Genomic DNA, 26365 nt, shown 5'->3' with positions numbered 1-26365 from the left:
AGTGATCCCCCTGAAGCGAGAGGCACGACCACCTTCATGCACAAGCAGACCGACGTCCTCGTCCTGGGCGGCGCGGGCGTGGACACCATCGTCCATGTCCCCGAACTCCCGCTCCCCTTCGCGGACAGTTACATGATCCGGCCGGGCATCGAGACCCGCGCGGGACAGAGCGGGGACTTCGTCGCCCTCGGGCTGCACGCTCTCGGCCTGCGTACCCACCACCTCGACGTGGTCGGCGACGACCACGAGGGAGACCTGGTCCGCGCCCTCCACCGCGACCGGGGCATCCCGCTGACCGAGGCACCCCTGCCGGGCGGTACCAAACGCGCCGTCAACCTCGTCGGCCCTGACGGGCGGCGGCTCTCCCTGTACGACGCCGCCCGCTCGCAGGAATCGGACCGGTTCGAGGAAGCGACGGTCCGCGAACTCGTCGCCGCGGCCCGTCACGCCCACGTCGTCATCACGCATCCGTGCGCCTTCACGCTGCCGGTGCTCCGTGAGGCCGGCGTGACCGTCTCCACCGATCTGCACAACTGGGACGGCGTCGACACCTACCACGAGCCGTTCGCCCTCCAGGCGGACCACGTGTTCCTGTCCACCACCGCTCTGACCGACCCTGAGCGCACCATGCGTGACATCGCCGACCGGGGGAGGGCCCGGACCGTGGTTGCGACCGCGGGCGCCGACGGGTCGTACCTGCTGTACGAGGGGGAGCTGACGCACACACCCGCCGTCACTCCGCCCGCTCCGGTGGTGGATTCCAACGGTGCCGGTGACGCCTTCGTCTCCGGGTTCCTCCTCGGCCTGCTGAACGGTGAACACCCCCGGCGCTGCGCCCTGTACGGGACCGTGGCCGGCGCCTACGCCTGCACCGTGCCCTCGACGCGCACCGATGCCATCGGTCTGGGGGAGCTTCTCGCCCGGGTCGCCGAGGGGGAGAAGGACAGCGCGGCTGACAATCGAAAGCGTTTCGAAACTTTCGAAAAATAACACTGCGGTTCTGCTCCAGGAATCAAGGCTCCCGGAGGATTTCCCCGGGCCGGTGTCATCGACTAGAGGCTTGAACTGCTGTTATCTGCATAGATGGAATGCTGGGCCGATCGAGAGTTTCGTGGTTCGTGCGGAAACTGTTGACTCTTGACGGGTACCGCTCAACACTGTCGGAATCGCCAGGCCACAAGCCCCGGCGGTCCCGGGCCGTGCGCACGACCCGGTCTCCTGGGCCGTCCCGCAGGGCCGTCGGGCCCCAACGCGCCACCTGGCTCCCAGCAAGCCGTCACAAGGAGGAAGCATGAACATGGACAACACCCGGCCGGTGAGCCGCAGAGGCTTCATCGGCCGGGCCGGCGCCCTGGCGCTGGCAACGTCCGGACTGATGCTGCCTGGCACCGCTCGCGCCGACACGGTCATCACCACGAACCAGACGGGCACCAACAACGGCTACTACTACTCGTTCTGGACCGACGGCGGCGGTTCCGTCTCCATGAACCTGGCGTCCGGCGGCAGCTACGGCACCTCGTGGACCAACTGCGGCAACTTCGTCGCCGGCAAGGGCTGGGCCAACGGTGCACGCCGGACCGTGAACTACTCCGGCAGCTTCAATCCGTCCGGCAACGCCTACCTGACTCTCTACGGGTGGACGGCGAATCCCCTCGTGGAGTACTACATCGTCGACAACTGGGGCACCTACCGCCCGACGGGCACGTACAAGGGCACGGTCACCAGTGACGGCGGCACGTACGACGTCTACCAGACGACCCGCGTCAACGCCCCCTCCGTCGAAGGCACGAAGACCTTCAACCAGTACTGGAGCGTCCGCCAGTCGAAGAGGACGGGCGGGAGCATCACCGCCGGCAACCACTTCGACGCCTGGGCCCGCTACGGGATGCCTCTGGGCAGCTTCAACTACTACATGATCATGGCGACGGAGGGCTATCAGAGCAGCGGGAGCTCCAGCATCTCGGTGCGCTGACCCCCCGTGAGCCACCCCGGCCGGGCACGGCGCCTCTCGGTCACCGTGCCCGGCCGGGTGCCCTTCGGACGCCGTCGGACGGGCGCCACCGTACGGTCGGTGTCCGCCGGGCGGCGGTTCCCGTAGAGCTCCCTCTCGATCTCCTCCAGGCTCCTGTTCGACCACCAGCGTCTCACCCATGCCGAGTTCCCCGAAGGTGCGGGCCGCTACGTGCCGACCGACTTCAGGTCCGTGCCGCGGGCGGTCCTGCTCGGCGAGACCGACGCGGGCATCTGGCACACGGTCGACTCGCTGCTCCCGCTTGACGCGGCCGGTCTGACCACCCCCCTCAACGCCCCGGACGCGGTGGCACTCGCCCGGGTCATCTCCGCCGCGGTCCTGGTGGCGACCCAGGACAACATCCCTGGCGTCCTGCTCTCCCGCGCCGCGGACGCGGGGCGGCGACCTCCTGGTCGCCCCGTCCGCCCCGTCCCCGACGGAGCTTCCCGGCGGGGAAGCCCCCCCTGCGGCTCCAGGTGTGAGCGACGCCGTCCCCGGCGGTCTCAGGCGAGGAACGGGCGCACCAGATCAAGGAGTGCCTCCGGGCGGTGCAGCGGAATCATGTGACCGCAGTCCTCGACGACGTGACCGGTGAGATCGTCGGCGACCGGGCGCAACTGCTGTTCCAGCGAACGCCCCACCGGCCGGGCGCCGACGGCCATCGTGGGCACCGACAGCCGGCCGGCCTCCACGGCTTTCCGGATCTGCCCGCCGCTCGTGGGCATGGCACGGTAGTAGGCGAACGCGCACCGCAGGGCCTCGGGGCCGGTGTACGCGCTGACGAAGGCGTCCCGGATCTCCGGCGCGATCCCTTCCCCCAGGGTGCCCTGGTCGAGGAACCAGTCGATGTACGCCGCCTCGTTGCCCGGCAGTACGGTCTCCGCGAGGCCCGGGACCGAGTGGAAGCCGAACCACCACGGCGCACCTCCCGCCAGGAACCCTTCCGCGCCGGGGAGCGGTCCCAGCAGTGACTCCATGAGAACCAGCCGCCTGACGCGCTCGGGGCTGCGCATGGCCATCAGAAAGGCGGGCGGGGTGCCGGCGTCGATACCGATCACGGCCGCAGACCGCTCGCCGCACGCGTCCAGGAGCGCCAGGAAGTCCCCGGCGAGCGTCTCGGCGTCGTAACCGTCCGCAGCGCGCGTGCTCGCGCCGAGGCCCCGGAGGTCGGGGGCGATCACCCGGTGCTGTCCGGCCAGGCCGCCCATCACGTCGGTCCACAGCCGCCACGTATGGGGGAACCCGTGGAGCAGCAGAACGGCGGGCCCCGTGCCGGCGGTCGCCACATTGAGTTCCACGCCGTTGACGGAGACGCGGCGGAGTTCGGTTCCCGGCACCGGGCCGGGCGGGGCGGGGTTCGGAGCGATGGGCATGATGACGCTTCCTTCGGTTACCAGTGGTGACAACAGAACGATAGGTAACTACGCTGGAGCCGCCAAGACCGCACTTTCATCCCAGGTGGTGAGCTCCAGGTGACCCCTCGGACCACGCGTCCGGCCGTAGGTGCCCGCGGCGATCTGTTCGACCCGCTGTGTCCGACCCGCCGGCTCCTCGACCGGATCGGCGGCAAGTGGACCTCGATGGCCGTCAAGGTGCTGGCGGAAGCCTCCCCTGACGAGGTGCGCTTCGCCGAGCTGCAACGGCGCATGGCCGGCGTCTCGCAGAAGATGCTGTCCGTCACGCTGCAGGCCCTGTGCCGTGACGGCCTCGTCAGCCGGCGGGTGGAGTCCAGCGTGCCGCCGCGCGTGTACTACGGCCTCACCGATCTCGGACTGTCACTGGAGGTCCCGCTGGCCGCTGTCCGTCAGTGGGCCGAGGAACACATGGTCGAGATCGACCTGGCCCAGCAGCTGGCGGACGAGCGTGCCGCCGATTCCTGAGGAACGGCCGGCCACGGTCATCGCTACCCGGTACGCGGCCGGAAGGAGCGGTGACAGAGGATGGTCGGATCCTCCTCCGGATCCCCGACACCTGGAGACACGTGTGGCCGGTCGTACCCTCTCCCCGCTCTTCCGTCGCATGCGCGCCTCCGGTGTGGCAGCGGGTCTTGCCTCCGCACTCGGAGCATGTGTGCTGATGGGGTGCTCCGTCGCGAGCGGCTCACCCGCCGGTGACGGATCCGAGCAGCCGACGAAGGCTGCCGACGTGGCCCGACCGACCGCCGGCATGGAGTTCGACTACCAGATCGGCGGGGGCTACACGCCGCCCGACGGGGTGCGGGCTGTATCGCGCGACCGTGAGGACGAGCCGGCCCCCGGCCTGTACAACGTCTGCTACGTCAACGCCTTCCAGACGCAGCCCGGCGCGCTGGAGTGGTGGCAGGACACCCACCCCGACCTGCTGCTGCGTGACGACGACGGAGAGCCGATCATCGACGAGGGCTGGGACGAAGTGCTTCTGGACACCTCGACGCCGGCCGGGCGGGCCGAGCTCGCGGAGATCGTCGGTGTATGGATCGACGGCTGCGCGGACAGCGGCTTCCAGGCGGTGGAGCCGGACAACCTCGACTCCTTCGAACGCTCGAAGGGGAAGCTGACGGCGGATCACAACGCCGCCTTCGCCGAATCGCTGGCGGAGCGGGCGCACAGCGACGGCCTCGCGATCGGGCAGAAGAACACCACCGACCTGCTCGACCGGCACACCACGATCGGCTTCGACTTCGCGGTGACGGAGGAATGCGCCCAGTTCGACGAATGCGGTGCGTACGCCGACGCGTACGACGACCGTGTCTTCGCGATCGAGTACGAGGGCGAGGGCGCCGTGAGCTTCGACGAGAGCTGCTCGGCGTGGGACGGCAGGGTCTCCCTCGTCCTGCGGGACCTCGATGTGCTCCCCGCGGGCCAGAAGGGGCACGTGTACCGGACCTGCTGAGCTCCGGGCGTGCGCCGGAACCGCTGGGCCGGGTCGGCCGGTGACTTGCGCTGGAGTGGACTCCAGTCCGTAGGGTCGGGACATGACCGAACCCCGCGGAACGGGCCCCGCCGGCATCCGGACCGTGTCCGAGCTGACCGGCCTGAGCCTCGACACACTGCGCTGGTACGAGCGCGAAGGGCTGCTGCCGCTGGTGGAGCGCGGCCCCGGCGGGCGCCGCCGCTACTCACCGGCCGCGATCCGGTTCGTGCGCCTCGTCCAAGTGCTCCGACGCACCGGAATCCCGGTGGAGGAGGCCCGGGTCCAGGTGCGCGACCCCGCCGCGGCCAGGAGGCCGCGAGCAGCAGGGGCCGAAGGGGTGCGGGGGGCTAAGTTGTCGTTTTCGCTCGCCCTCGTGTCAGCCGGATTCCCCGCAGGAACCGATCGACTTCCTTGACCACCTCGAAGTTCTCGTCGACCACGGTCCAGTACCGGGTGCCAGACGGCAGCACCACACGAAAAGCCCTCACTTTCGCTCTGCCTCCACGGATCGATGCATCATCTGCCGCAGAGCCACACCCCCTGAGACCCGTTGCGATAAAACCCAACGAACGGTCTTCGCAACGTCACACCACGGCCGTCTCCGCAGGCACCCCTTGGACCACGCCACCAGGAGGAACCAGTGTCATACCCGCAACTGCTCACCCCCGAGGAGAAGCTCGCCGACGCGAAGAAGCTGTTGAGCCTCCCGCGTATCGTCGTGATCTGCGGCTCCACCCGCTTCATGACCGAGATGAACGAGGCCGATCTGCGGGAGACCAAAGCCGGAAAGATTGTCGTCAAACCGGGCTGTGACATGAAGTCGCCGCACGAACCTTGGTCCGATCCTGTCGAGGCCGCGGCGCTGAAGGTTCGACTCGACGATCTGCACCGGGCGAAGATCCGGCTCGCTGATGAGGTGCTCGTAGTCGGCGACTACATCGGAGACAGCACCCGAGCCGAAATCGCCTACGCCCGGTCGTTGGGCAAGCCCGTGCGGTTCACGCACCCCGAAGTCGGCCCTGACGCCTGACAGCCCGCTGCCACCTCGACAACCAGGGCCGGCCAGCCCGCCGCCTGACCGTCTCGCGGTGGCTTCGGCCGCCCACCCCACACCCTCCGCAGGCATCCCTTGGAATTGATCATCTAGGCCGGCGGCGTGCGCAAATGAGCTGCTGGATGACCGTTGCGCTTTCGTCCGGGTGGTGCAGCAGGTCGATGGCCTCGACGCGGAAGCCGTACTCGGTCAGCAGGTTTTCCCACAGATGCGGTGCCAAGATCCACATCTGGGTCGGTAGCGGCGGGTCGTCGCGCAGCAGGATCATCTGCTCTCGTGGTGCTACTTCCGTGGAAGGGGCGCGGCCGTGGAGGTCGGTGTGCAGGAGCGAGAGGATCAGGGGAGCACTGGGGCGCAATCCGTCGCGCAGTGCCGGCAGCGCTCGGTGCGGGTCGATGAAGGCCAGCGTGCCGATGGCGTATGCGGCGTCGAACGGCTCGACCCCGGTCAGGTACTCGGTCACGTCTCCTTGGGCGAACTGGACACCCTGGACGTCCGCGTGGGTGGATGCGGCGCGTTCGTGCTGGGTGGGAGACAGCTCGATGCCGGTGACGTGAGCGCCGTGAGTCTGGGCGAGATGGACGGCGTGGTGGCCGGCGCCGGAACCGATGTCCAGGACGCGGCGGCCGGTGATGTCGCCAAGGACTTCAGCTCCCGGTCCGACCCCCTTCCAGGGCACCCAGGGCATCTGGTCGGGGATGGGCGGGGTGTAGGCGCGGGCCAGTTGGCGCTGGCCGTAGACCTTCCAGGCTTGGGCGTTGGTGTCCTCGACGGGCACGATGCCTCCTCGGTGGCTCGATGGGGATCAGGTGTGCGTAGTGAGATAGGCGGGTCCCTCGCCGTACCTTGCTCGTTCGACCGCCTCGAGACGGGTGAAGCCGCGGGGCGCCATCAACTCCTGCCAACGAGCGAGGTCGTGGACGGCCCACATGTCGTGCTCGGCTGGGTCGAGGCGGATTCGACGAAGCTGGTCTGCGGTCAGCCGGCCTCCGTCGAAAATGAGACCCACCTTGTTCAACGGCATGCGGGGTCCGGCCGGCAGGAAGTGCTCAGGAGTAGTCTCGGCGCCTCCAGGCCGAGCTCGAGGCCGGGGTCTGCGCCGAGGCCAGGTCATCACCGGGACGGTGACCGAGATCGCCAGCTTCGGTGTCACATTCGTGGACATCGGCGGCTTCACCGCGGTGATCAACATTCCCGAATTGTCCTGGCGGCACATCAACTCCCCTTCTGACATTGTCACTGTCGGCCAGGAGATCACCGCCGAGATTCTCGACGTCGACATGGCGTCGGAGCGTGTGCCGCTGTCGCTGAAGGCACTGCAGGCGGATCCGATGCAGGATCTCGCGCGGCAGGTCGGTCAGATCGTCACCGGTCCTGTCACGAAACTCGTACCGTTCGGCGCCTTCGTCCGCATCGAGGAATCCGAAAACGGCTTAGAGGGACCGGTCCACAACATCGAGCTGGCCGACGGGCACGTGGAAAGACCCGAAGACGTCGTCCGGCTCGGCGAAGCACTCACCGTCAAGATCCTCGAAGTCGACCCCACCCGGCGCCGTATCGCGCTGTCACACAAGCAGGCACTCGACGGCGCCCCAAAGGGCCACCGTCACACGTGATGAGGGAGTCGACTCGATGCACCCCCAAAGCGGGCGTGCAGAAGACTGCAGACATCAGCGCAGACAACTACGGAATCCGACACTTGAAGTCGTCGCTCACGAGCCCTGACTGTTTCATGAGGGTGTTTCAGGCGTCCAGTCGTTTGCAACGACTCATGAAACATGATCACCGCAGGTGGACTGCCGGACGATCACGCGTTTCACAAACGACCACCTATGAAACGCCCGCGCCGCCGCGCCCGGTTAACTTGCCGCTGCGGAGACCACCCCGCGAGCTCGGCGACCACATGGCGCGCCAGTTTTTCGGCGGGCTGCGAACCGTGGAGTACCTCCGCGAGTGCGGGGACAACGGGAATCAACGGTGTCATCGTGAGTCCCGGGCCGGACACTACCTCTGGGGGGCCGCCACGCCTTGATCGGGCGGCCCCTCGGCGTCCTTGGCGGCGCGGGTCAGCGCTGCGATCGGGATTCCGCCGCGGACAACCTCTCCGGTGCCGTACCCCCGGTGACGCTCAGGTCCTGGGTGCCTATCACAGACAGCAGTTCCAGCTGCTCGGCTCCCCGGCTTCCGGGCGGCGCGGTGAACCACAGCAGGCGTTGGCGTCCGTCCTCGCTGAGCAGGTTGTAACAGTCGAGTTCGATGACGCCGAGCGTGGGGTGGACGATCTTCTTGTGGTCCATGCGGCGCACCGCGACGTCGTGGGTGTCCCAGAGAGCTGCGAACTCCTGGCTACGGCGGCGTAGCACGGCGACCATCTTCGTGGCCTCCGTGTCCCGGCCGCGCCGGGCAGCCGCTGCCTGGAGGTCGGCCACGAACACCCGGGAGTGGTGCGGGTAATCCTCGGGCGGGAAGATCTCGCGCGCCCGCGGGTCGGTGAACCAGCGGTACACGAAGCTCGCCGCCGGGCCGCGGTGTGCCGGGGACTTGCCGAGCAGGGCCAGGGCCAGGTCGTTCTCCACCAGGGTTTCGTGCAGGTCGGTGATGACACGCGCGGGGGTGTTGGACAGCCGGTCCAACAGTCCGAGAAGCGCGGGCTGCACGTGTGCCGACGGTCCGTGTGCTGACGGGGGGATCGGCCGTTCGGCCAGGTGGAACAGGTGGTCGCGCTCGTCGCCGTTCAGGCGCAGGGCTCGGGCGAGGGCGGCCAGGGTCTGGACCGAGGGCTGCACGCCGTGTTTTCCACTGCCGCGTTCCAACTCGGTGTAGTAGTCGGCCGACAGCCCGGCCAGCTGGGCGACTTCCTCGCGGCGTAGCCCGGGGACGCGCCGGCGCGGGCCTTGGGGGAGACCGACCTCGGCGGGGCGGATGCGGTCGCGGCGTGTCCTGAGGAAGGCGCCGAGTTCTGGAAGGTTCACCCCTCCATAGTCGCTCGCGCGCCAAGCCGTAGCCAGGGGGCGGCATCCCCTGGGTAGACGCAGCCCTGGCTAGGGGCGGGGGACCGGCCGATCGTGGAGGAGGCAGCAGGGCGACGGCGAGACCGCGGCCTGATCCGCATCCACCGCAGGAGTCAGCAATGCCTATCCCCACTTCCCTCGACGGTGCCGCTGCCCCGGCCCAGCCCTCCGCCTCACCTCGTGTCGCGATCGTCACCGGCGGCTCGCGCGGCATCGGCCGCCGGACCGTCGGTCGACTGGCCGCCGACGGGTACGCCCTCGTGGTCGGCTACGCCTGCAACCAGGACGAGGCCGAATCTGCCGTGAAGGAGGCCGTCACCAGAGGTGTCCGGGCGATCGCAGTGCGTGCCGACGTCGCCGACGAACACGCAGTCGCAGCCCTGTTCGGCGCGGCCGAAGCAGAGTTCGGCGGTGTCGACGTCGTCGTGCACGCGGCCGGGCGGATGCACATGGCGCCGATCGCCGAGCTGGACCTGGCCGTCCTGGACGACCTGCACCGCACCAACATTCGCGGCACATTCGTCGTCGTCCAGCAGGCCGCGCGTCGGGTGCGCCCCGGCGGTGCGATCGTGACGTTCTCCACGTCCGTGGTGGGGCTGGCCTTCCCGAACTACGGCGCGTACTCCGCCAGCAAGGGCGCGGTCGAGGCGCTGACGCTGATCCTGGCCCGGGAGCTGCGGGGCCGGGACGTCACCGCCAACGCCGTCGCGCCCGGCCCCACGGCCACCGACCTGTTCCTGGACGGCAAGGACGAGGAGACCATCGCCCGCCTGGCCGCCCAGCCCCCGCTGGAGCGACTCGGTACCCCGGCCGACATCGCCGAGGTCGTCGCGTTCCTGGCCTCCCCGGCCGGCCACTGGATCAACGGACAGGTCGTCCGAGCCAACGGCGGAATCATCTGAACCGCCCGCAGCCACCCCATCGATCAACGGAGGACCCTGTCATGAGGAACGACGACACCGGGAAGATCATCCTGGTCACCGGAGCCTCCAGCGGTATCGGCGCACTGTCCGTGCGCGCTCTGGCCCGCGCCGGTCACACCGTGTACGCGGGCATCCGCCAGACCGCGACCCGTAACGCGACCGCGGTGGCCGACCTGGCGCGCTACGGCACCCACCACCAGGTCGCCGTCCACGCCGTCGAGCTGGACGTCACCTCCCAGGACTCCGCCGACGCCGCAGTCGACCGGATCCTCGCCGAGCACGGCCGGCTGGACGCCGTCGTGCACAACGCCGGACACATGGTCCTGGGCGCCGCCGAGGCGTTCACCGCCGATCAACTCGCGGACCTGTACGACGTGAACGTCCTGGGCACCCAGCGCGTCAACCGCGCCGCCCTGCCGAAGTTGCGTGAGCAGGGCTCGGGGCTGCTGGTATGGATCGGCAGCTCCAGCACCCGCGGCGGCTGCCCGCCGTTCCTGGCCCCGTACTTCGCCGCCAAGGCCGCGATGGACGCCCTGGCCGTCAGCTACGCCGCCGAGGTGCTCCCGTTCGGCATCGACACCGCGATCGTGGTACCCGGCGCGTTCACCGCCGGCACCAACCACTTCGCCAACGCCGGCGCCCCCGCCGACGTCGACTGTGCGGAAGCCTACGACCAGCGTCACCGACCCCTGACGGACGATCTGGGCAAGCGCCTGGCCGCGCTCATCCCTCCAGACGCCGATGTGACCGAGGTCGCTGAAGCCGTCGCGCGCCTGGTCGCGATGCCGCCCGGCACTCGGCCTCTACGCACCCACATAGACCCCAGCCGAGACGGCAGCGAAGTCGTCTCCGCGGTCGCCGACCGCGTTCGCGCCGACTTCTTCCGCCGCATCGGACTGGACAGCCTGCTCACCGCAGGCAGCTCCCTGTGACACCCCTCGTAACGCCCCACTGAGAGAAGGAACGACCAGCCATGCCTTTCGCGAACTTCAAGGTCCCCGAGAAGACCCTCACCCCGAAGCAGAAGGAGGAGATCGTCACCCGCACCACCGAGCTGTACGTCGAGATCTACGGCGAGCGCGCCCGCAACAACACCATGGTTCTGGTCGAAGAGGTCGCCGACGGCGGCTGGGGCATCGCCGGCAACGTGCTGACCCTCGCCGTGCTCGGTGAGGCGACACCGAGCGACACCAGCGACGCCTGACCGCACCGGCCGTCATTCGGCCAAGACAGCACCTTGAAGCCGAGGGGCGCCGATCGTGCCCGGCGACCCTCGGCCCCCGGGGGCGTGGAAGACGCTCACTGACATCCGCCATACGCCGCGTAGGCAACCAGCGCTCGTTCCGAGCCATCACGATCCGGAGCCGCTACAGCCTTTCGGTCACGAGGCGCTCGACGTCGTCGACGGCTCCGCGGGGTCCGGACACGGGGACCGGAAGCCAACCCCGGGTGTACGGCGGTGCTACCGTCGCTCTGATTCTCACCCGCCGTCCGGGCATCCTCGGATCACGGGGGGAACGTGACGGAGCGCGCACGATGACTGCCGAGGAACAGACCGCGGCGCATGCGACAACACCGGCTGGCCGCCCGGTCGGGGCAGGTTCGACCACATCAGAACTTCCAGGCAGACCGGGGAACGCAGGACGGTGGCCAGCCACAGCCGTCTTCTTTTTCAACGGGCTCATGCTGTCGACGTATGTCGTCCGGCTGGGGTCGCTGAAGGTCAAACACCATCTGCATGACGGGCAACTCGGGCTCATCGGCTTGGTTTTTGCCGTGGCGGCCCTCACCTGCATGCAGGGGGTGGGCCCTCTGATGGCGCGAGCTCGTGGCACTCGGCCTGACTGGCACGGCCCTGATGGTCTGTGAAGGTGCCGCCCTCGGTTGGAGCGCGATCTTCCTGCACGACTCTCGGGGCGCGTCGCTCGGTCTAGCGGCGACGGCGGTGACCGCTTACACCGGTGCTCAGGCCCTCGGCCGGGTGATCGGCGACCGCCTGGCCCTCCGCTACGGCGCCCCGGCCCTTTTTCGCACCGGCGGCGTCGTCGCGGCCTGCGGGCTGGCGATGGCAGTGCTTTCGCCGAACCCGGTCACGGCCATCGGCGGGTTCGCCGTCGCGGGCGCGGGTGCCTCGGTCCTGATCCCGCTGGCCTACAGCGCGGTCGGGCAGGCGAAGGAGGACAGCCCGGAAGCCGCGACGCTGATCTCCCGATTCACCACCTTCACCTACGCGGGGACACTGTGCGGCCCCGCTGCGATCGGCTGGGCCGCCGAGTTCGTCGGCCTGACCTGGACGCTGGCCGCGCTGATCCCTGTGCCGTGTGCTGTCGCGTTCCTGAGCCGACTGCCTGGCCGCCCACAGCGCTGAAGCCGCTGCAGGAGCGCCTCCCCGACACCTCGCGCCCGGATGCATGGCCCCCTGACTCCTTGAACTCGCATCATCGCTTGCCACTCCCTGCGCATCCGGTCCCGTACGCCCACCTGCGCTGGCGCAACGCGAACGCCCGTCACCGCGACGTCCTGGTCACCGACCGCAAGGAACGCGTCCGCGTCCGGCGACACAGCCATGCGCCGGGACTGACCGGCGCAGCCTGAACGACCCGGCGAACCTCGTCCGCCGAGGCCAAGTACCGGGGGGTGTGCGAGCACTCGCCCGGGGTGGAGCTACTCGCGCCGGGTGACGGCGAGCAGCGCGGCGTCGTCCTGCAGTGTTCCACCGGTGTGCAGGTAGACCGCGCTGAGGAGGGCGTCGAGGACGGTGTCCGGATCGGGAGGGAAGGGTTGGGAGAGCACCGGAATGGGGTCGAAGAAGACACCGTCTGTGTTGCGGGCTTCGTCGATGCCGTCGGTGAACAGCACCAGGGTGGAACCGCTGGGCAGGTCGAACCGGTCGACTGGAATGTTGTCGTCGCCGAGGATGTTCAGGCCCAGCGGCAACGACGGCGTGGCCGGTTCCAAAGGACTTACCTTGCCGTTGTGGACCAGGAGCGGTGCCGCATGGCCCCGGTTGGCGAGGCGCAGTACTGAGTGATCGGGGGACGTCTCCGCAATGACGGCAGTGGCGAACGACTCTGCCTCCGCTCCGGTCGCCTGCGCGACGCCTGCTTGCATCCGGTCCTCTATCTGCTTCACGATGCCCGGAAGGTCTGGTTGGTGATCGCAGGCTTCGCGGAAGGAGCCGAGCAGCATGTTGACCGTACGGACCGCTTCAAGCCCTTTGCCGCGCACGTCGGCGAGGAGGATCCGGGTGCCGTGAGGAGTGTCGTGGACTGCGAAGAGGTCCCCTCCGATGGCAGCCTCCTCGTGGGCTACCTCGTACCGGGAGGCCACGGCCAGCGGTCCGACACGATGGGGCGGATCCGTGAGTACTGCGCGCTGAACCGCCGCGGCGACTTCGCGGCTCGTCTTCAACTGCCGCCGGTCGCGTGCCAGCAGCACATTGAGGACTGCTGCGATGACGGTGAGAATGATCAGAGTGTTGAACGGGACGAGGTCATCACGGGTCGGCTCCCCTTTGAAGTACACCAGCGCAAGCCCCGTGAGAATCGCCGCAACTCCAGTGGCGATCGTCCCGCGCAGGGAAAGGACTGGCGCGGCCACTCCGGGGGCGGCCGCGAGCGCAGGGAACGTGTTGACGCCGCCCCGGGTGGCGATGCCGAGAACGAACCCGCCCGCGATCACTGCAGCAGGCAGCCAACGGAGCCACTTCCGCTCTGTCGAGTCCTTGCGGCTGTTGCGCATCCCATATGTCCCTATGTGATAGTACTGCGAGCTCTAAGAGGAGCAATCAACTACCGCGCGAGGCCTCCAGCAGGCAAGGAGAGGCCCGCCGCGTGCCCTCCTCCTCACCCCTCCCGGCACATCATGCAAGCCCGGTCCCACAACAAAGGGCACCCCACGCTTTTCCACCAGCCGTCCGGCCTACGCAGCGATCAAAATGCCGCTTGCACCTGCCTGGACGAGAGGTACGAGCAGGGTCTGACAACGCAGCCGACCCGGTCGCCGCCTGCCGCACGCAGGACCTGGGGAGGTCCGGGCCGGCTGATGTCCTACTGAGCGGCTTCGTACTGCACGGTCGTGTCCGGGCAGGCTTCGGCGAGCTTCACCAGTGCGGCCGGCTCCTTGTCGTCGGCGTTCAGCTGCCACCGCAGCTTGGTTCCGGTCCAGTCCGCGGCGTACAGGCAGTGGGCGTCCTCGGCGAGCGGCAGCCAGCTGGCCGGGTCCCGGTCGGATTTGGACCGGTTCGACTTCGCGGTCACCGCGACCAGCGAACGCTCGGCGCCGAGGTCGTTTGCGTAGGCCTCTCGGCGTTCAAGGGTCCAGCCGAACGCCCCGCTGTCCCAGGCTTCGGCGAGCGGGACCATGTGGTCGATGTCCAGTTTCCTCGCCTCGTGGCAGGCCCCCCGGGCCGCGCCGGACGGACCCTTGGCCCCGGACGGTTTCGAGTCGGCGTCGTCCGCGGCCCGGGGGCTGCATCCGGCCAACGACACAGCGAGCAGTATGGGCGGCGGGCAGGATGCGGCGAGGGTTCACGAGCGGACTCCCTGGTGGGTGCGGGGATACGCGCTCATGTTGGCAGCGTCGGCTCGCTACTGACGGACGGTCATGTGTGCTGGTCGTAGCCACATCGGGAAGCACCCCCATGTCCCGCGAGGATGCCGTCAGCGCGGCCGGGGGTACGGGCCAGAGTTCGGTGGCCGGTGGTATTGACCCGCTCTCCATGAGGCAGCAGTAGCAGGAAATCCATACGGGAGCGCAGCAAGGCATGTCAGATCGCACGCCTAGGCTGTCGCAGAGTTTCGATTGAGGAGCAGAGTAGTGCGAATAGAGCGTCATCAGGTGGGCGAGGCCGTCGTGTCGGCAGCGCGCGAGGACTTCACGAACCGCATCGGGGGCGAGGTTCGGTCCATGTCGAGGGCCGGCCGGATGGCCACCTACGAATGGCAGTCCATCGCCGACCAATTCCTCGACTACCTGGGCGCCCTCTCCGTCGAGACACCCGACCTCGATACGGCGGAGGCCAAGGCAGCCCTCAAGGACGCCTCCGAAGCAGCAGCCGGCGCCGTCGCCTACGCCGCGTACCACCCGCACGGCAGCTTCCAGGTCTTCCTGGAGTACGTGAACTTCGGCATGAGCTACGCCCCGGGCGAGGAGGCCCCCGAGGAGAGCATCACGGCCGGGGAGTGGATCGACGCCCTCTGCCTGACGATCCTCAGGGACAAAGCGAAATGGCACGGCGAGGCCTTCCACTTCGCCCGCGACAAGTTCGCCGCGCAGGCGAAGGGAACGCCCGCCAGCGAGCTCGCCACCGGATTGATGGCCGTGGTCCTGGACGACACCGGCGACGACGAGGCGTACCCGCCGAGCGCGCAGGCCAAGCTCGCCGCCATCGACGCGGCCCTCGACCGCGTCCGTACCCGCGCTGCTGAGACCGGAGAGTCCCTCCTGGACCGGCCGGACAGCACGGCGCTCCACATTCTGCGCGCCATGGTCGTCGAGGACCGGGAGGCCTTCGACGCCGCTCTCGCTGACCTCTTGGTCGGGCACGCCACTCTGCATGGCCCTGCGGCCTCCCCGCGCACTCTCCTCCCGCTTGTCCCCATCGCTCTCGCCGCGCTCGCCTACCGGATGCTGGGCTGGGCGCCGGCCGTTCGTACCGACTACCTCCCGCACGCTCTGATCACCGGCTTCGAGACGCGGGGCCCGCGGGTCGTGGGGTTCGGCCGCAACCGGCGGCCGGACGCGGTCGCCGCGCTCGCCGCGGGCCCGCTCGTGGTGGAACGGCCCGCCTGCGAGCGCGATGGGGTCCCGCAGATCGAGGCCATGTACGAGGAGCACCTGCGTGAGGCGTTCACGCCCGCCGACGGAAAGCCCCCTGCCGTCTGGCGTCTTGCCAGCGTCATGGGGGATCAGGAGCGTCTCTTCAAGTGGCGGGCGGGGAGCCCCGGCGATGTCACGGACGCCCAGCTCGCAACCCTACGGCTGGCATCTCGCATAGGGGCGGCCCTGTTCCGCATCGCACTGGCTGAGCCGGGCACCGAGGCAGAGGTGACCCTCGACGGCCGCACGCTGCGCTACCCGGCCGAGCGGGGCGAGGAAGCCAATGCCGGCAACTGGCACACGGCCGTTGCCTTCGCCCTGATCACCGGTGCACGTGAGGACCTCGCCCCGCTGGTCCTCACTGGCCCCGCCTTCGCCCGCCCGGACGGCTCCGCCTTTACCGCGTACCGCGAAGCCCTCCACGCCTACCTGAAGGGCGCTGATCCCGAAGCGGCCGCGCAGCGGGCGCTGCAGGAGGCCGAGAAGGCCAAGGACTGGCCCTTCGCGATGCCGCCGGCCGTGCTGCTGTCGCAGCTCGTGGAGGGCGACGAGGAGAGCTTCAACCTGGCCCTGGCCGACGCGCTCGAAGCCCACCGCGCCTACTGCCAGGTCGCCGACCGCGCCGACGATCCCGATGTTTCCGTCAACCTCGACGTCCTCGCCCTGGCCTGCCACGCCCGCCGCCGCGGCTGGGCCATCCGCGTGGAGTCCCCCTACCTCCAACGCAAAGTCCTGCGAACCGCTGAACCCTTCTAGTCCTCAGTCCGGACTTCTGGTCACGGCTTGAGGCAGGCGGGCGCGCAAGCCCAGAGCTCGGTGGCTTCGGTGAGCAAGCCGGTGTCGGAGCGGAGGAGATCGACGCGTGGGAGGAGGGACTCCTCGACTAGGAAGAAAAAGACGAGGACGAACCGTCCTCGTCAGCGAGCTACGCGACGTATGCGGCGATGGCCGCAGCCCAGGCTGCGGAGCCTGAGGAGATCAACTACAGGAGCGATCTGTCGATCGCCCCTGGTTGGAAGGTCGGCGGCTTTGCTTCATGGCACCTGACCGACCCCGCTCCGGTCGACTGCGGGGTGTGCGGGGCAGCGATGCCGCCCCTGCTCACCGTGGCCATGTGGGAGTGTGACGGGGCCTCACGCAGCTGGCTGCCGATCGAGGACCGGGACTCCGGCAACGACCCATACGCGACCAACCCGACTGACGTCTACCGGGTCCCGCGTCCGAATCGCTCCGCGGGGCATCCCGTTCTTGGTGTCCTCACTGTCAGGCGGCTGTCCCGAAGCCGGAGGCGGCCGGCTGAGCTGGGTGAGGACGCGGGCCGGTGCCGCGGCTGTCCCGAATGCCGTACGTGCTTCGAGGGCGTCGGCGACGACACCCCTGCATGCGTGGTGAAGCACCCACCCAGCGGCATCAGTGATCACAGGCACGGCGATGGGACCGTCCCGAGTTGGACCAAACAGGACAGGTAGGCCAGCAGGGACGGCCCCGCGCGCACGACCGGGTCGGCGCGGCGCAGGTCGTCGGCGAGGAGCGGTACGGGTACGAGTTGGGTCAGCGGCTCAGGTAGCCGCACCTGGCCCGGTACGACAGGAGACCGTGCGCCCGCCGGACGGAGAGGTCCCCCTCGTCCTCGCTCTCGAAGCCGACCGCGACCGGTTCGTCGCCGTCCGCCAGCAGGTGAATGGTGCTCTGCGTCAACGTGTCACCGGGCGAGACCCTGCCACCGGACCCACCGGGCGGGCAGGCGGCAATCTCCTTTCGTCGTCGACCATGTAGGCCGGCGCGCCTCCGATCCGCTGACTGCCCTCGGTCGGGAGCACGACCGCTGCTCGGCCGGTCAAGGGAGAAGCACGGCAGGACCCTGCTTTCAGCGGTGCCGAGACGGCCCCGCTTCCTCAGCCCTTCGAGGTCGAGGAGAAGCACTACACCGACCGGCCGACGGCCGAACGAGCGAACCTGAATGCCTGACACCCAGCACCCCACCAGGTGAACCCCACGCCGGCGCGTCCTGCCAGGCCGGGCCGGGCACCTCCGCCGCACCCACACCGCCACGGAGATGAACCGGTCGAAGCTCCCCAGCAATTGCCGACGAAATAGCCCCGAACAGCAGAAATGTGACCACCCGGTGGTAGATGTGTCGATTATGAAGGATCACCGCTCGAACCGCTGCCCCTGCCGTGGGCCCGCTCCGGGAGGACAGCGATGAAATCTGCCGCGCAGGGTGAGTCCGCCACGGACTCAGGGCCACCGGGCCCCATCACCAGAGCGATCATCGCGGCGCTGTGGGCGCGGACGTTCGACTCCGACCCGGCGAACTCGATGTACCTTCCGCGGATCATCCGCGACGGTTACCCGGAGTGGGGGCTGCCCTCCTACGACCCCGCGGCGCCCGGGGGGACGAGCGCGCCGATCGACATCCCGAATGTTCCCGACGGCGTGGGCGACTCGGCGTGCGCGCGCTACGACCTGCCGTACGCGCCGATCTGTACGACCGCGCCGGCTCTGCAACTGACGAACATCTCGTTCGCCAACCTCAGTGTCATGACGCCCGTGAGCCTGAGATTCTCCGACACGGATCCGGTCTTCACGACCGTGGTCAGCGTCGGCACCGTCGCCCAGCCGTTCACCCTGGACACCGACGACCCCTCCAAGCCGAACTACCTCTTCCAGATCGGCTGCTGCGAGCCCGTCACGCCGGACTCACGCGACTGCGGCGAGCGGCGCTGGATCACCGACGCCAGCGGGAGGTTCGTCGCCAAGGCACACGACGCGATCCTCACCCTCATCATCCGGTTGAACACGAGCGAGCCCGGGCCCATGACGATCAATGTGCTCGGCGTGGGCCTCACGGTCGACCCCAAGGCGGTCACCATCAAGTTCGACGTGACGGGTGAGGAGTGGGTACAGCGACTCGCCCGGATCGTGGTGAACGAGGGCGTGGGCAACGAAGGGCTGGTGAACGGCATGCGGACGTTCCTCAACCAGCCCGACGTGATCGAGAACATCGAGACGTTCGCCAACGAGGCACTCAAGTACATCCTGGCCGAGATGCCCTATGCCTGAGTCAGTGGTGACGCACCCCTACGACCGGGCGCGCTCGCTGGTGGCGGCGGAGGTCGCGGCCCTCGACGCACGGCTCGAGGACCTCCTCGACGGACAGCGCTGCTACCTGTCCGACGCAGAGCTCGCGTTCCACCGCGGCGGCAAGCGCCTGCGCCCGCTACTGCTCCTGCTCAGCGCGCACGTCGCCGCACGTACGCCGGTCGGCGTGCTGCCCGCGAAGGCCGTGGCGGCAGCGGCGTCGCTCGAGCTCGCGCACGTCGGATCGCTCATCCACGACGACATCGTCGACCGCGCGCCCACGCGCCGCGGCCTGCCCACGGTGAGTGCCTCCCGCGGTCACGAACTGGCGCTCATCATGGGCGACCTGCAGTGGGTGCAGGCCACCCGGACCATGTCGGCCCACGTGGAGACCCGGGAGGACATCGCCCTCATGCGCGACTTCCTCGCCTCGGGTGAGGAGATGTGCCGCGGCCAGCTCGACGAGATGCTGGCCGCGCGGCCGGGCGACCGCTCCGAGCTCGTGCGCCGCTACTTCCGGACCGTCGACCGGAAGACCGGGCGGCTCGTCGCCTTCGCGTGCGAAAGCGGCGCCCGCCTGGTCGGCGGCCTGCCTTCGGCGGTGGGCGGACTGCGGCGCTTCGGCGGATGGCTCGGCCGCGCCTTCCAGGTCGTGGACGACGTACTGGACGTCGTACGGCCCGAGTCGGCCGCGGGCAAGGAACCGCTCACGGATCTGCGGCAGGGCCGGCTCTCCCTGCCTCTGCTCTACACCCTCGACGACCTGCCGGAGGACCACCCGCTCCACGGGATCACCGAGGGACGGCAGCTGTCCGAGGACGAGCTGGAGGACGGCTCGCGGGTCGTGCGGCACGGGAACGGCTGGGTCCGTGCGCTCGGGGACGCGCGCGCGATCGTCCTCACCGCCCGGGCCGAGCTCGCGCTGCTGCCCGAGGGCCCGCACCGAGACGCGCTCGACGCGCTCGCAGCCCACCTCGTCGACCAGCCGTTCCTGGACTCCTACGGCACCGCCGACGCCAGCTCATCCGAGAAGGGACCACCACGGCCATGACGCTCCTCCCCGGCGCGGGCGACAACACCGACTGCGATCTCGTCGCCCGCCTGTGGCAACTGCTGAACTCGCCCTCCTCGGGAGAGTGGTATCTCGGCTCGATCATCAAGAACGGGCTGCGTGTTCCCGCTCTGGGAATCGACATCCCCCCGTTCCCCGACGTCGCGATCGGTGACATCCCCCAGCAGACGATGTTCGACTGGGCGGCCGAACACCTCGGCATCGCGATGTCCGACACGGTACTCACCGGACTGGGCACGTTCAGCGGCGGCGACGTCGTGTGCGAGCCGGTGAGCGGCACCGAGACGGACGTCACCCTCACGCTCCAGTTCTCGCGTGTCGATTTCTACGGCGGCTACGACGTCGGCGCGTCGGGTCTCACGGGGTGCGCCCTGGCGTACGCGGCGGCGCAGCTCGGCTACCCGCCGTCCAGCGCCGGCGAGGGTGGAGACCCGCGGCTCGAACTCGCGGCGTGGTACCGCGACGACCCGCGGGGCCTGGGGCAGTCGGAGAACGGCAAGGTCCTCGTCGGCACCTACTACCTGCACGAGGACACGATCGACGCGGTGACGACAGCGCCGGCGTCTGAGGTCCCGGCGGCCGGACTGTACCGGCAGGTGCTCTCCCAGCAGAAGCGGAGTGCCGACGCGGTGAACGCCTCCACCGCCTACTACCAGCAGCAGGAGTCCGGCGAGGATCCGCCCGGACGGCCGCCGGAGATCGGCGACCGACCGCAGTACGACGGCGGGTTCAAGACGTACGTGTACCTCAACATGGCCGTGCAGCAGATGCGCGAGCAGGCGGGCCTGCCGCTGGAGCCGGGCAACGAGTTCGCCGACCTGCAGAACGCGATGGCGCAGTTCGACGACCAGATCATCGCGTACCAGGAGGACAACCCGGGCGAGCACGACACGCGAAAGATCATGGAGTACGTGGCCGCGGCCGGTCAGTTGCCGGACGAGAAGCGCGCCGCTCTCGGACTGCGCGGCATCCCGGTGCACGCGCCCGGCAGCGAGGAGGTCGTCGGCCATGTGCAGCCGTGGCCGGTCGACCGCGACCGCGCGCTGCGCGCCCACGCCGCGCGCGCACCGCGCGCACAGGCCGCCGACGACTGGTTCCACGTCCTCGGGGAATTCATGGACCGCTCCCAGGAGCTCTCGCTGGAGGTGGCCGCCGCGTTCACCGCGACCTCCGACAACAAGCTGCTCGCCCGGGCGAAGTCGATCACGATCAGGATCGGGGCGCTGTACATCATCCTCGGCAACGAGGGCGGGTTCAACAGCCGGCCGGGCCTGTACGACCAGGTCACGTACTGGATCGCGAACACGCCGAGCTTCCAGGACCTGCTCATCAGCAAGCTGAACGCCGGCCTGAACAGCAGAACTGTGCTCGACCACCTCAGCGACGCGTTGAACGCCGGACTGAAGAAGCTCGGGCTGCAGGAGCGACATGCCGCCACATGACCTGAACGAACTGCTCACCGCCGTCCAGGAGTGCATCACGGGCGGCGGTGCGGACCGCCGGTTCGCCATGGCACCCGGCTACCTCGGTTCCCCCGCGGTCGCCTCGCTCATCGCCGGCTCGTTCCCCCTGACCGACGGCGACTGGGTGCTGCAAGCCCCCGGCGATCCGCGGATCGAGGGCTCCGCCGTCGTCCTCATGGGCACCATGGACCTGCTGCTCGGCCTCGCCCCGGCGCGGCTGCGGGTCTCCTTCGACCTCGCCGACGCGGGGCTGCCGAGTCTGCTCGCCGAGTTGGCACCGCTCGACCAGCCGCGCCCCCTCCCGGCGTGGAACCTCGGCAACGCCTTCCCGGTGTGGAGCGAACAGCGGTCGGTCCTCACACAGCTCATGTTCGATGCACCGGCTTTCTGGTACAGCTCGATCGAGCGGACTGCCGCGGACGACCGGGGGGCGGTCGCCGTGGGCCTGACGTTCTCCGCCGCCGCGCTGAAACTCGACGGTGTCCTCGGCGCGCTCGCGCACCTGCCGGGTCTGCAGCTGCTCGATCTGGACGGTGCGATCACCGGTCCGGCAACCGCGCCGCTCATGCAGCTCCAGGCCGCTCCGGTCACGCCCCTCCCGATCCAGGGCCTCGACCTGCCGCTCGTGTTCACCGCCGTGTCGGCGCCGCCGTCCGGGAACGGGAAGATCCAGGTCCCGCCCCCGCCGGTCGAGAGCTACCTGCAGTTCGTCTCCGAGGTGCAGATCGGCAGCGCCCCGTCGATCCCCGTGTCGCTGCGCTTCGTGGGAGTCGGCGCCATGCTGACGTTCAGCGCCGACCTGCGGCAGATCAGCCAGTACGCGATGAGCGACCTGCAGGAGTTCGTCCGGGGCGCGCCGATCAGCACGATGCTCGACGACGTCTTCGAGATCGGCAGCTACGTCGGACTGCGCGACCTCAGCGTCCATGTCGGCATCGCCCCGCCGTCACTCGCGGCGATCGGACTCGGTGTCGGCACCACCAAGCCGCTGAACATCGTGCCGCACCTGGTCGAGATCCCGGACGTACACGTCGACTTCATGGTCGACAGCCCGGCCGACTCCCCGACGGTCACCGCACTGCTGAGCGGCACGTTCACCTTCCTCCAGGACATCCCGGTGACGATCACCGCCGCGTACCCGGAGATGGTCTTCACCGGGAGCCTGCAGCCGGATCCGCCGATTCCTCTCGCCCGCATCGTCCAGGCGTTCGTCCCGAGCGTCACGTCGTTTCCCGCGCTGGACCTCGACCAGCTCTATCTGGCCGCCGACTTCGGTCAGCAGCGGTACGCGTTCCAGCTCGCGATCCTGAGCGCCTGGAAAATCCCCATCGGGGTCGCGAAGTTCGAGCTCGAGCAGGCCTCGCTCGCCCTGGGGTACGACGGCGCCGCGGCAGAAGGCGGGTTCAGCGGTGAGATCACGGCGAACGCCGTGCTCCTCGGAGAGGACGACGCGGAGATCGCGCGCTTCTTCGTCGACTGGAAACTGCCCGGCGCCGACTTCGTGCTGCAGGGCACCTTCCCCGAGATCGACCTCACACGGCTGGCGACGGTACTCACCGGAGGCGGCGTCCCGAACGCCGAGGGGGTCCCGGAGATCGTCCTGCGCGACTCGCTCGTGCGGCTTCGGATGGAGGAGGCAGCCGGCCGACGGCAGCGGCTGACCGGGACGACGAGCTATCGCTTCGACCTCGCCACGACGGTCGACGTCGTAAACATCGGCCAGGTCGCGCTGGCGTTCGAAGTCCGCCGGGGCACGGACGAACAGCAGGGCTTCGCCGCCGGCCTGGTGCTCCAGCCCGACTGGAAGCCCGACCAGCTCTGGAGCGGACTGCGCAGCGTCATGGAGGTACTCGAGGTCCAGGACGCGGGCCTGGTCCTCTCCTCGATCACCGACCAGCAGTTCACCCTGCCGGGCTTCGACCGCCTGCCCTACGTGCCCCCGGTGATCCAGCCCGGTGTGACGTTCTTCAGCGCGGTCGAGCTCAAGGGCGACGTCTTCTCCCTGCTGCGCAGCCTCTTCGACCACGACCTCGAACTGGACCTGTACGCGCGCATCAACCCCTCGGACATCGTCGACTCGGAGATCAAAGCCTCCCTCCCGGGCGACGGGGGCAGGAACGCGGTCACCTTCACCGGCCTCGAGGTCGACATGAAGCCCGGGGCAGGCCACTTCTCGATCACCGCCGGCGCTCGGTTCCTGATGTTCGGGGAGCCGCTGACGCTGCGTGGCATCGGCGTCATCGATCTCGGGCCGCCACCGAGCGCGACGTTCGCCATCAGCGTCACCGACTGGCAGCACCCGTTCGGCATCACCGGCCTGACGATCCGCACGTTCGGCCTCGGCGTCACGCTCGACGCGGAGGGCCTGGGCGTCGGCGTACTCGGGGACTTCCTCATCGGCGACGACCCCGCGACGCAGTTCGAGTTCTCGGTCGGCGGCGACGTGAAGGACTTCGAGGTTCCGGACGCGTTCGTCTGCGCACTGGAATCGGTGTCGCACCGGGCCCTGAAGGTGACCGACCTCATCAAGCAGTACACCTCGATCGATCTGTCGGAGGTACCGCTCCTCGACGGCCTGGCCTTCACCGAGCTCGACTTCTACATCGTCGCCAACCCGGCCGGGTGGACCGGACCGAACGGCTACTTCCCCGCCGGAATCGGCATCCACGCGGACCTGACGCTCTACGACTGGCAGCTCACGCTCAGCCTCGAGGTGGACGAGAAGCACGGAATCCTCGCCGATGGCGCTCTGAGCAAGCCGGTCGAAATCGCCGACCTCCTGAAAATCTCCGACGCGGACGGGGTGAAGGGGCCGCGGATGCAGATCGACACCAGTGCGCTGACCGGCATCCCCGTACGCAGCCGCATCGACGAGATCACGTTCCGGCGCGCCCGTCCGCTGCCCGACGGCGTGGCGTACGCGGTCATGCCTGTCAACCCGTACGCCGTTCTCACCACCGGGGCTTCCGACAAGGCGTACTTCACGGCGTCGGGCGCGGTGCAGGTGCTCGGCCTGCAGGAGTCGTTCTCCGGATCGGTCACCGCCGACGGCTTCGAGGTCAACTTCCACACCCAGCTGGCGAACCTGTACCGCGCGCAGTTCATGGCGTCGTTCTCGAAGGGGTCGGGGTTCGAGGGGCACGCACAAGGCTCGTTCGACTTCTCGCTCGACTTCCCGGACGGCGTGCGGATCGACGGCTGGCCGGTGTTGCCGCCGATCGTCGTCGACGGGCCGAACGCGTCGCTGGCGATCGACCTCGTACTCAAGACGACCGAGGCCGGCGTCGCTCTCGACCTCGACCTCCGGTGGAGCTCGTTCCACTTCCACCCGAAGTTCTCGCTCGACGCCGGCCAGGTCAAGGACATGCTCACCGACCTGTGGGGCCACATCGTCACGTGGATCAGGAACAACCCGAAGGTGTTCTTCGCCGACCTGCTGGCCGATGCCGCCAGGTACGTGCAGGCACTGGCCGACGGCCTCATCTGGGCCGGCCAGAGCGCGATCGAGATCGCCCAGGCGCTCTACCACGTATTCCGTATCACGAACGTGGTGGCCATGGCCGGTTACCTCGTCCAGGCCGCTCGGCTCGGCTTCACGGACATGGTCGACGCCCTCATCGAGGTGCTCGGGGTGAGCTACGACGACGCGGTACGCGCGCTTCGGGCTGTCGGCAGGGCCTGTGCCCTGGCCAGCAACGAATCGGTGATCTACAGCGGCGCCACGCGCCCGGCGGGAGGCGCACGATGACGTCGTACGACATTGCGGTGGGACTCGACGAGGCGGCCATGTCGCAGGCCATGGCGGCCGTCTACCACCAGCTGTATCCCGACGTGTTCACCGGGTCACAGCTCGTCGACAAGGCGGGCCTCGTGTTCGACGTCTCGTGGGATGTGACGGCGCCCCCGACCGTGGCACTCGGGCCGCCGCCCGAAGGGCGCCGCATCGTCGCCCAGCACCTCGGCGCGCACCTGGATCCTCCTCCGGGCGTCACCGTCGAGCAGCTCGTCGACGCCTACGTCACGACACTCGAACACACGACGTTCCGGGTCGTCGCCGACGACATGACCATGACCATCCAGGGCGGCGGCGAACACGCCACCGTCCCGGTGAAGGTCGTCCTGTACGTCCAGGTCGACTCGTTCGGCCCGCATCTGAGGCTGCGTCCGCTGAAGGCGACCGGCACGACCGGCAACCCCACCGACGACTGGTTCCTCAACAACATCATCCTGCCCGAGGCGATCAAGGTCGCCCAGGAGTTCCTGCCGGAGATCGACCTGCCGCCCCTGACGTTCGCCGGCGTCGGCCTCACCGCACCGGCCGCCGACGTGACGCCCCGGCATGTCGTCGCGCTCGCCGCACTCGCGGGCAGGCCGGTGCCCACCCCGCCGTTCCCCGAGAACTGGCCGCAGAGCCCGTTCTTCGCCGTCATGAGCGACGAGGCCAAGCTGGCGATCGGCCGTGCCGGCGTGCGGTCCATGGTCGGCAGGACGTTCGGTGACAGCGGGAAAGTGAACATCGGGATCGGCACAGCCGAGTACGCGGCAACGGCACGGATCGCCGCGATCGACATCCGCCTCGCCGACCAGGGCGCGCCACAGTTCGCGTTCAACGCGGCGATCACCGGCAACGTACGGGCCGGAATCACGATCGGATGCACGACCTTCGGCCTGAACTACACGCTGTACGCGGCCCCGCCGCCGACCGGCAGGATCGGCCTCGAACTGAGCGGCACCCGGGTGAGCGCGAGGACCCAGCACGTCAACCCGTTCGTGCTGCTGCTCAGCCCCGACGGCAATCCGATCGAATGGCTGCTCTCGGCACTCACCGCACCGCTGTTGCAGACGGTCACGGCGGTGTTCTCCCCGCTCATCACCAAGGCGTTCGAGGGACTCGCCTTCCCGGTGACGACCCTACCGAGCCTGACCCTCGACACCAGCGGCGTGCGCCTCGTCGTCACGCCGGCCGACGTGCGCTTCGCGACGTTCGCCGGCCGGACGTCGATCGAGGGCACGGCCCGGATCACCGGAGGCTGACCAC

24 protein-coding genes and 1 pseudogene are annotated in these 26365 nt (G+C 69.0%); 18 read left to right on the top strand and 7 right to left on the bottom strand.

What is annotated here, in order from left to right:
- Nucleotides 1-36: 36 nt before the first annotated feature.
- Both ACIBCU_RS22590 and ACIBCU_RS22585 read left to right on the top strand, forming a co-directional pair.
- Nucleotides 37-990 carry an adenosine kinase gene (locus tag ACIBCU_RS22590; protein ID WP_362930358.1) on the top strand — a complete coding sequence of 318 codons (954 nt, stop codon included), beginning with the start codon at nucleotides 37-39 and terminating at the stop codon, nucleotides 988-990.
- Between the two features lie 301 nt (nucleotides 991-1291).
- A complete protein-coding gene (locus ACIBCU_RS22585) occupies nucleotides 1292-1972 on the top strand; it encodes a glycoside hydrolase family 11 protein (RefSeq protein ID WP_399233420.1) in 681 nt (226 codons plus the stop codon).
- 542 nt (nucleotides 1973-2514) lie between these two features.
- Here ACIBCU_RS22585 and ACIBCU_RS22580 read toward each other — a convergent pair.
- Nucleotides 2515-3384 carry an alpha/beta fold hydrolase gene (locus ACIBCU_RS22580; RefSeq protein WP_399233417.1) on the bottom strand — a complete coding sequence of 290 codons (870 nt, stop codon included), beginning with the start codon at nucleotides 3382-3384 and terminating at the stop codon, nucleotides 2515-2517.
- Between the two features lie 99 nt (nucleotides 3385-3483).
- On the opposite strand from ACIBCU_RS22580, the gene ACIBCU_RS22575 reads away from it, so the two are divergent.
- From ACIBCU_RS22575 to ACIBCU_RS22560, 4 genes are all read left to right on the top strand, one after another.
- Nucleotides 3484-3891 carry a helix-turn-helix domain-containing protein gene (locus ACIBCU_RS22575; RefSeq protein WP_362930146.1) on the top strand — a complete coding sequence of 136 codons (408 nt, stop codon included), beginning with the start codon at nucleotides 3484-3486 and terminating at the stop codon, nucleotides 3889-3891.
- A gap of 103 nt (nucleotides 3892-3994) precedes the next feature.
- Nucleotides 3995-4882, top strand: a complete 888-nt coding sequence (locus ACIBCU_RS22570; RefSeq protein WP_399233414.1) for an endo alpha-1,4 polygalactosaminidase — start codon at nucleotides 3995-3997, stop codon at nucleotides 4880-4882.
- Between the two features lie 82 nt (nucleotides 4883-4964).
- Entirely contained in the window at nucleotides 4965-5318 is a 354-nt protein-coding gene (locus tag ACIBCU_RS22565; RefSeq protein ID WP_399233412.1) for a MerR family transcriptional regulator, read from the top strand.
- A gap of 225 nt (nucleotides 5319-5543) precedes the next feature.
- On the top strand, nucleotides 5544-5933 hold the full coding sequence (locus tag ACIBCU_RS22560) for a hypothetical protein (RefSeq protein WP_399233410.1): 390 nt from the start codon (nucleotides 5544-5546) through the stop codon (nucleotides 5931-5933).
- A gap of 109 nt (nucleotides 5934-6042) precedes the next feature.
- Here ACIBCU_RS22560 and ACIBCU_RS22555 read toward each other — a convergent pair whose 3' ends face one another.
- Together ACIBCU_RS22555 and ACIBCU_RS22550 are read right to left on the bottom strand one after the other, a co-directional pair.
- Complete coding sequence (locus ACIBCU_RS22555) at nucleotides 6043-6735, bottom strand: class I SAM-dependent methyltransferase (protein ID WP_399233407.1); 693 nt, start codon at nucleotides 6733-6735, stop codon at nucleotides 6043-6045.
- A 27-nt stretch (nucleotides 6736-6762) separates the two neighbouring features.
- Complete coding sequence (locus ACIBCU_RS22550; RefSeq protein WP_362930152.1) at nucleotides 6763-6981, bottom strand: hypothetical protein; 219 nt, start codon at nucleotides 6979-6981, stop codon at nucleotides 6763-6765.
- On the opposite strand from ACIBCU_RS22550, the gene ACIBCU_RS22545 reads away from it, so the two are divergent.
- The gene (locus tag ACIBCU_RS22545) at nucleotides 6887-7573 is read left to right on the top strand and encodes a S1 RNA-binding domain-containing protein (RefSeq protein ID WP_399233405.1); all 687 of its coding nucleotides are present in this window, start codon (nucleotides 6887-6889) and stop codon (nucleotides 7571-7573) included. The genes ACIBCU_RS22550 and ACIBCU_RS22545 overlap by 95 nt on opposite strands.
- 450 nt (nucleotides 7574-8023) lie before the next feature.
- Here ACIBCU_RS22545 and ACIBCU_RS22540 read toward each other — a convergent pair whose 3' ends face one another.
- A complete protein-coding gene (locus tag ACIBCU_RS22540; RefSeq protein ID WP_399233403.1) occupies nucleotides 8024-8929 on the bottom strand; it encodes a helix-turn-helix domain-containing protein in 906 nt (301 codons plus the stop codon).
- A 158-nt stretch (nucleotides 8930-9087) separates the two neighbouring features.
- On the opposite strand from ACIBCU_RS22540, the gene ACIBCU_RS22535 reads away from it, so the two are divergent.
- The 5 genes from ACIBCU_RS22535 to ACIBCU_RS22515 all read left to right on the top strand — a co-directional run bounded on the left by ACIBCU_RS22535 (nucleotide 9088) and on the right by ACIBCU_RS22515 (nucleotide 12486).
- The gene (locus ACIBCU_RS22535; protein ID WP_399233401.1) at nucleotides 9088-9870 is read left to right on the top strand and encodes an SDR family oxidoreductase; all 783 of its coding nucleotides are present in this window, start codon (nucleotides 9088-9090) and stop codon (nucleotides 9868-9870) included.
- Between the two features lie 41 nt (nucleotides 9871-9911).
- Nucleotides 9912-10823 carry an SDR family oxidoreductase gene (locus ACIBCU_RS22530; protein WP_399233399.1) on the top strand — a complete coding sequence of 304 codons (912 nt, stop codon included), beginning with the start codon at nucleotides 9912-9914 and terminating at the stop codon, nucleotides 10821-10823.
- A 41-nt stretch (nucleotides 10824-10864) separates the two neighbouring features.
- Nucleotides 10865-11095 carry a tautomerase family protein gene (locus tag ACIBCU_RS22525; RefSeq protein WP_399233396.1) on the top strand — a complete coding sequence of 77 codons (231 nt, stop codon included), beginning with the start codon at nucleotides 10865-10867 and terminating at the stop codon, nucleotides 11093-11095.
- A gap of 624 nt (nucleotides 11096-11719) precedes the next feature.
- The gene (locus ACIBCU_RS22520; RefSeq protein WP_399233394.1) at nucleotides 11720-12259 is read left to right on the top strand and encodes an MFS transporter; all 540 of its coding nucleotides are present in this window, start codon (nucleotides 11720-11722) and stop codon (nucleotides 12257-12259) included.
- Between the two features lie 77 nt (nucleotides 12260-12336).
- Nucleotides 12337-12486: a hypothetical protein gene (locus ACIBCU_RS22515; RefSeq protein WP_399233391.1), complete on the top strand. Its 150-nt coding sequence runs from the start codon at nucleotides 12337-12339 to the stop codon at nucleotides 12484-12486.
- Between the two features lie 69 nt (nucleotides 12487-12555).
- Here ACIBCU_RS22515 and ACIBCU_RS22510 read toward each other — a convergent pair whose 3' ends face one another.
- Together ACIBCU_RS22510 and ACIBCU_RS22505 are read right to left on the bottom strand one after the other, a co-directional pair.
- On the bottom strand, nucleotides 12556-13632 hold the full coding sequence (locus tag ACIBCU_RS22510) for a PP2C family protein-serine/threonine phosphatase (protein WP_362930166.1): 1077 nt from the start codon (nucleotides 13630-13632) through the stop codon (nucleotides 12556-12558).
- Nucleotides 13633-13940: 308 nt separating this feature from the next.
- Nucleotides 13941-14282: pseudogene (locus tag ACIBCU_RS22505) on the bottom strand (HNH endonuclease family protein); the annotation flags it as partial.
- 448 nt (nucleotides 14283-14730) lie between these two features.
- Between ACIBCU_RS22505 and ACIBCU_RS22500 the strand changes: the two are divergent.
- Nucleotides 14731-16467 (top strand): immunity 49 family protein, encoded by a 1737-nt coding sequence (locus ACIBCU_RS22500; RefSeq protein WP_399233902.1) that lies wholly within the window; start codon nucleotides 14731-14733, stop codon nucleotides 16465-16467.
- A gap of 795 nt (nucleotides 16468-17262) precedes the next feature.
- Here ACIBCU_RS22500 and ACIBCU_RS22495 read toward each other — a convergent pair.
- Nucleotides 17263-17409, bottom strand: coding sequence for a hypothetical protein (locus ACIBCU_RS22495; RefSeq protein ID WP_362930170.1), 147 nt, complete (start codon nucleotides 17407-17409; stop codon nucleotides 17263-17265).
- Nucleotides 17410-17913: 504 nt separating this feature from the next.
- On the opposite strand from ACIBCU_RS22495, the gene ACIBCU_RS22490 reads away from it, so the two are divergent.
- Genes ACIBCU_RS22490 through ACIBCU_RS22470 form a run of 5 tightly spaced genes read left to right on the top strand, consistent with a single transcriptional unit; the run spans nucleotide 17914 to nucleotide 26361 of the window.
- On the top strand, nucleotides 17914-18774 hold the full coding sequence (locus tag ACIBCU_RS22490; protein WP_362930172.1) for a hypothetical protein: 861 nt from the start codon (nucleotides 17914-17916) through the stop codon (nucleotides 18772-18774).
- Entirely contained in the window at nucleotides 18767-19843 is a 1077-nt protein-coding gene (locus ACIBCU_RS22485; RefSeq protein ID WP_399233388.1) for a polyprenyl synthetase family protein, read from the top strand. Before ACIBCU_RS22490 ends, ACIBCU_RS22485 begins: the two co-directional genes overlap by 8 nt.
- Nucleotides 19840-21306, top strand: coding sequence for a hypothetical protein (locus tag ACIBCU_RS22480; protein ID WP_399233386.1), 1467 nt, complete (start codon nucleotides 19840-19842; stop codon nucleotides 21304-21306). The genes ACIBCU_RS22485 and ACIBCU_RS22480 overlap by 4 nt, the downstream gene beginning before the upstream one ends.
- Nucleotides 21293-25075: a hypothetical protein gene (locus ACIBCU_RS22475; RefSeq protein ID WP_399233383.1), complete on the top strand. Its 3783-nt coding sequence runs from the start codon at nucleotides 21293-21295 to the stop codon at nucleotides 25073-25075. The genes ACIBCU_RS22480 and ACIBCU_RS22475 overlap by 14 nt, the downstream gene beginning before the upstream one ends.
- Nucleotides 25072-26361 carry a hypothetical protein gene (locus ACIBCU_RS22470; RefSeq protein ID WP_362930179.1) on the top strand — a complete coding sequence of 430 codons (1290 nt, stop codon included), beginning with the start codon at nucleotides 25072-25074 and terminating at the stop codon, nucleotides 26359-26361. Before ACIBCU_RS22475 ends, ACIBCU_RS22470 begins: the two co-directional genes overlap by 4 nt.
- Nucleotides 26362-26365: the final 4 nt, after the last annotated feature.

The sequence above is a fragment of the Streptomyces sp. NPDC051064 genome, assembly GCF_044455985.1.
In the GTDB taxonomy this organism is placed as follows: Bacteria; Actinomycetota; Actinomycetes; order Streptomycetales; family Streptomycetaceae; genus Streptomyces.
This window is presented reverse-complemented; position numbering and strand designations above follow the sequence as displayed.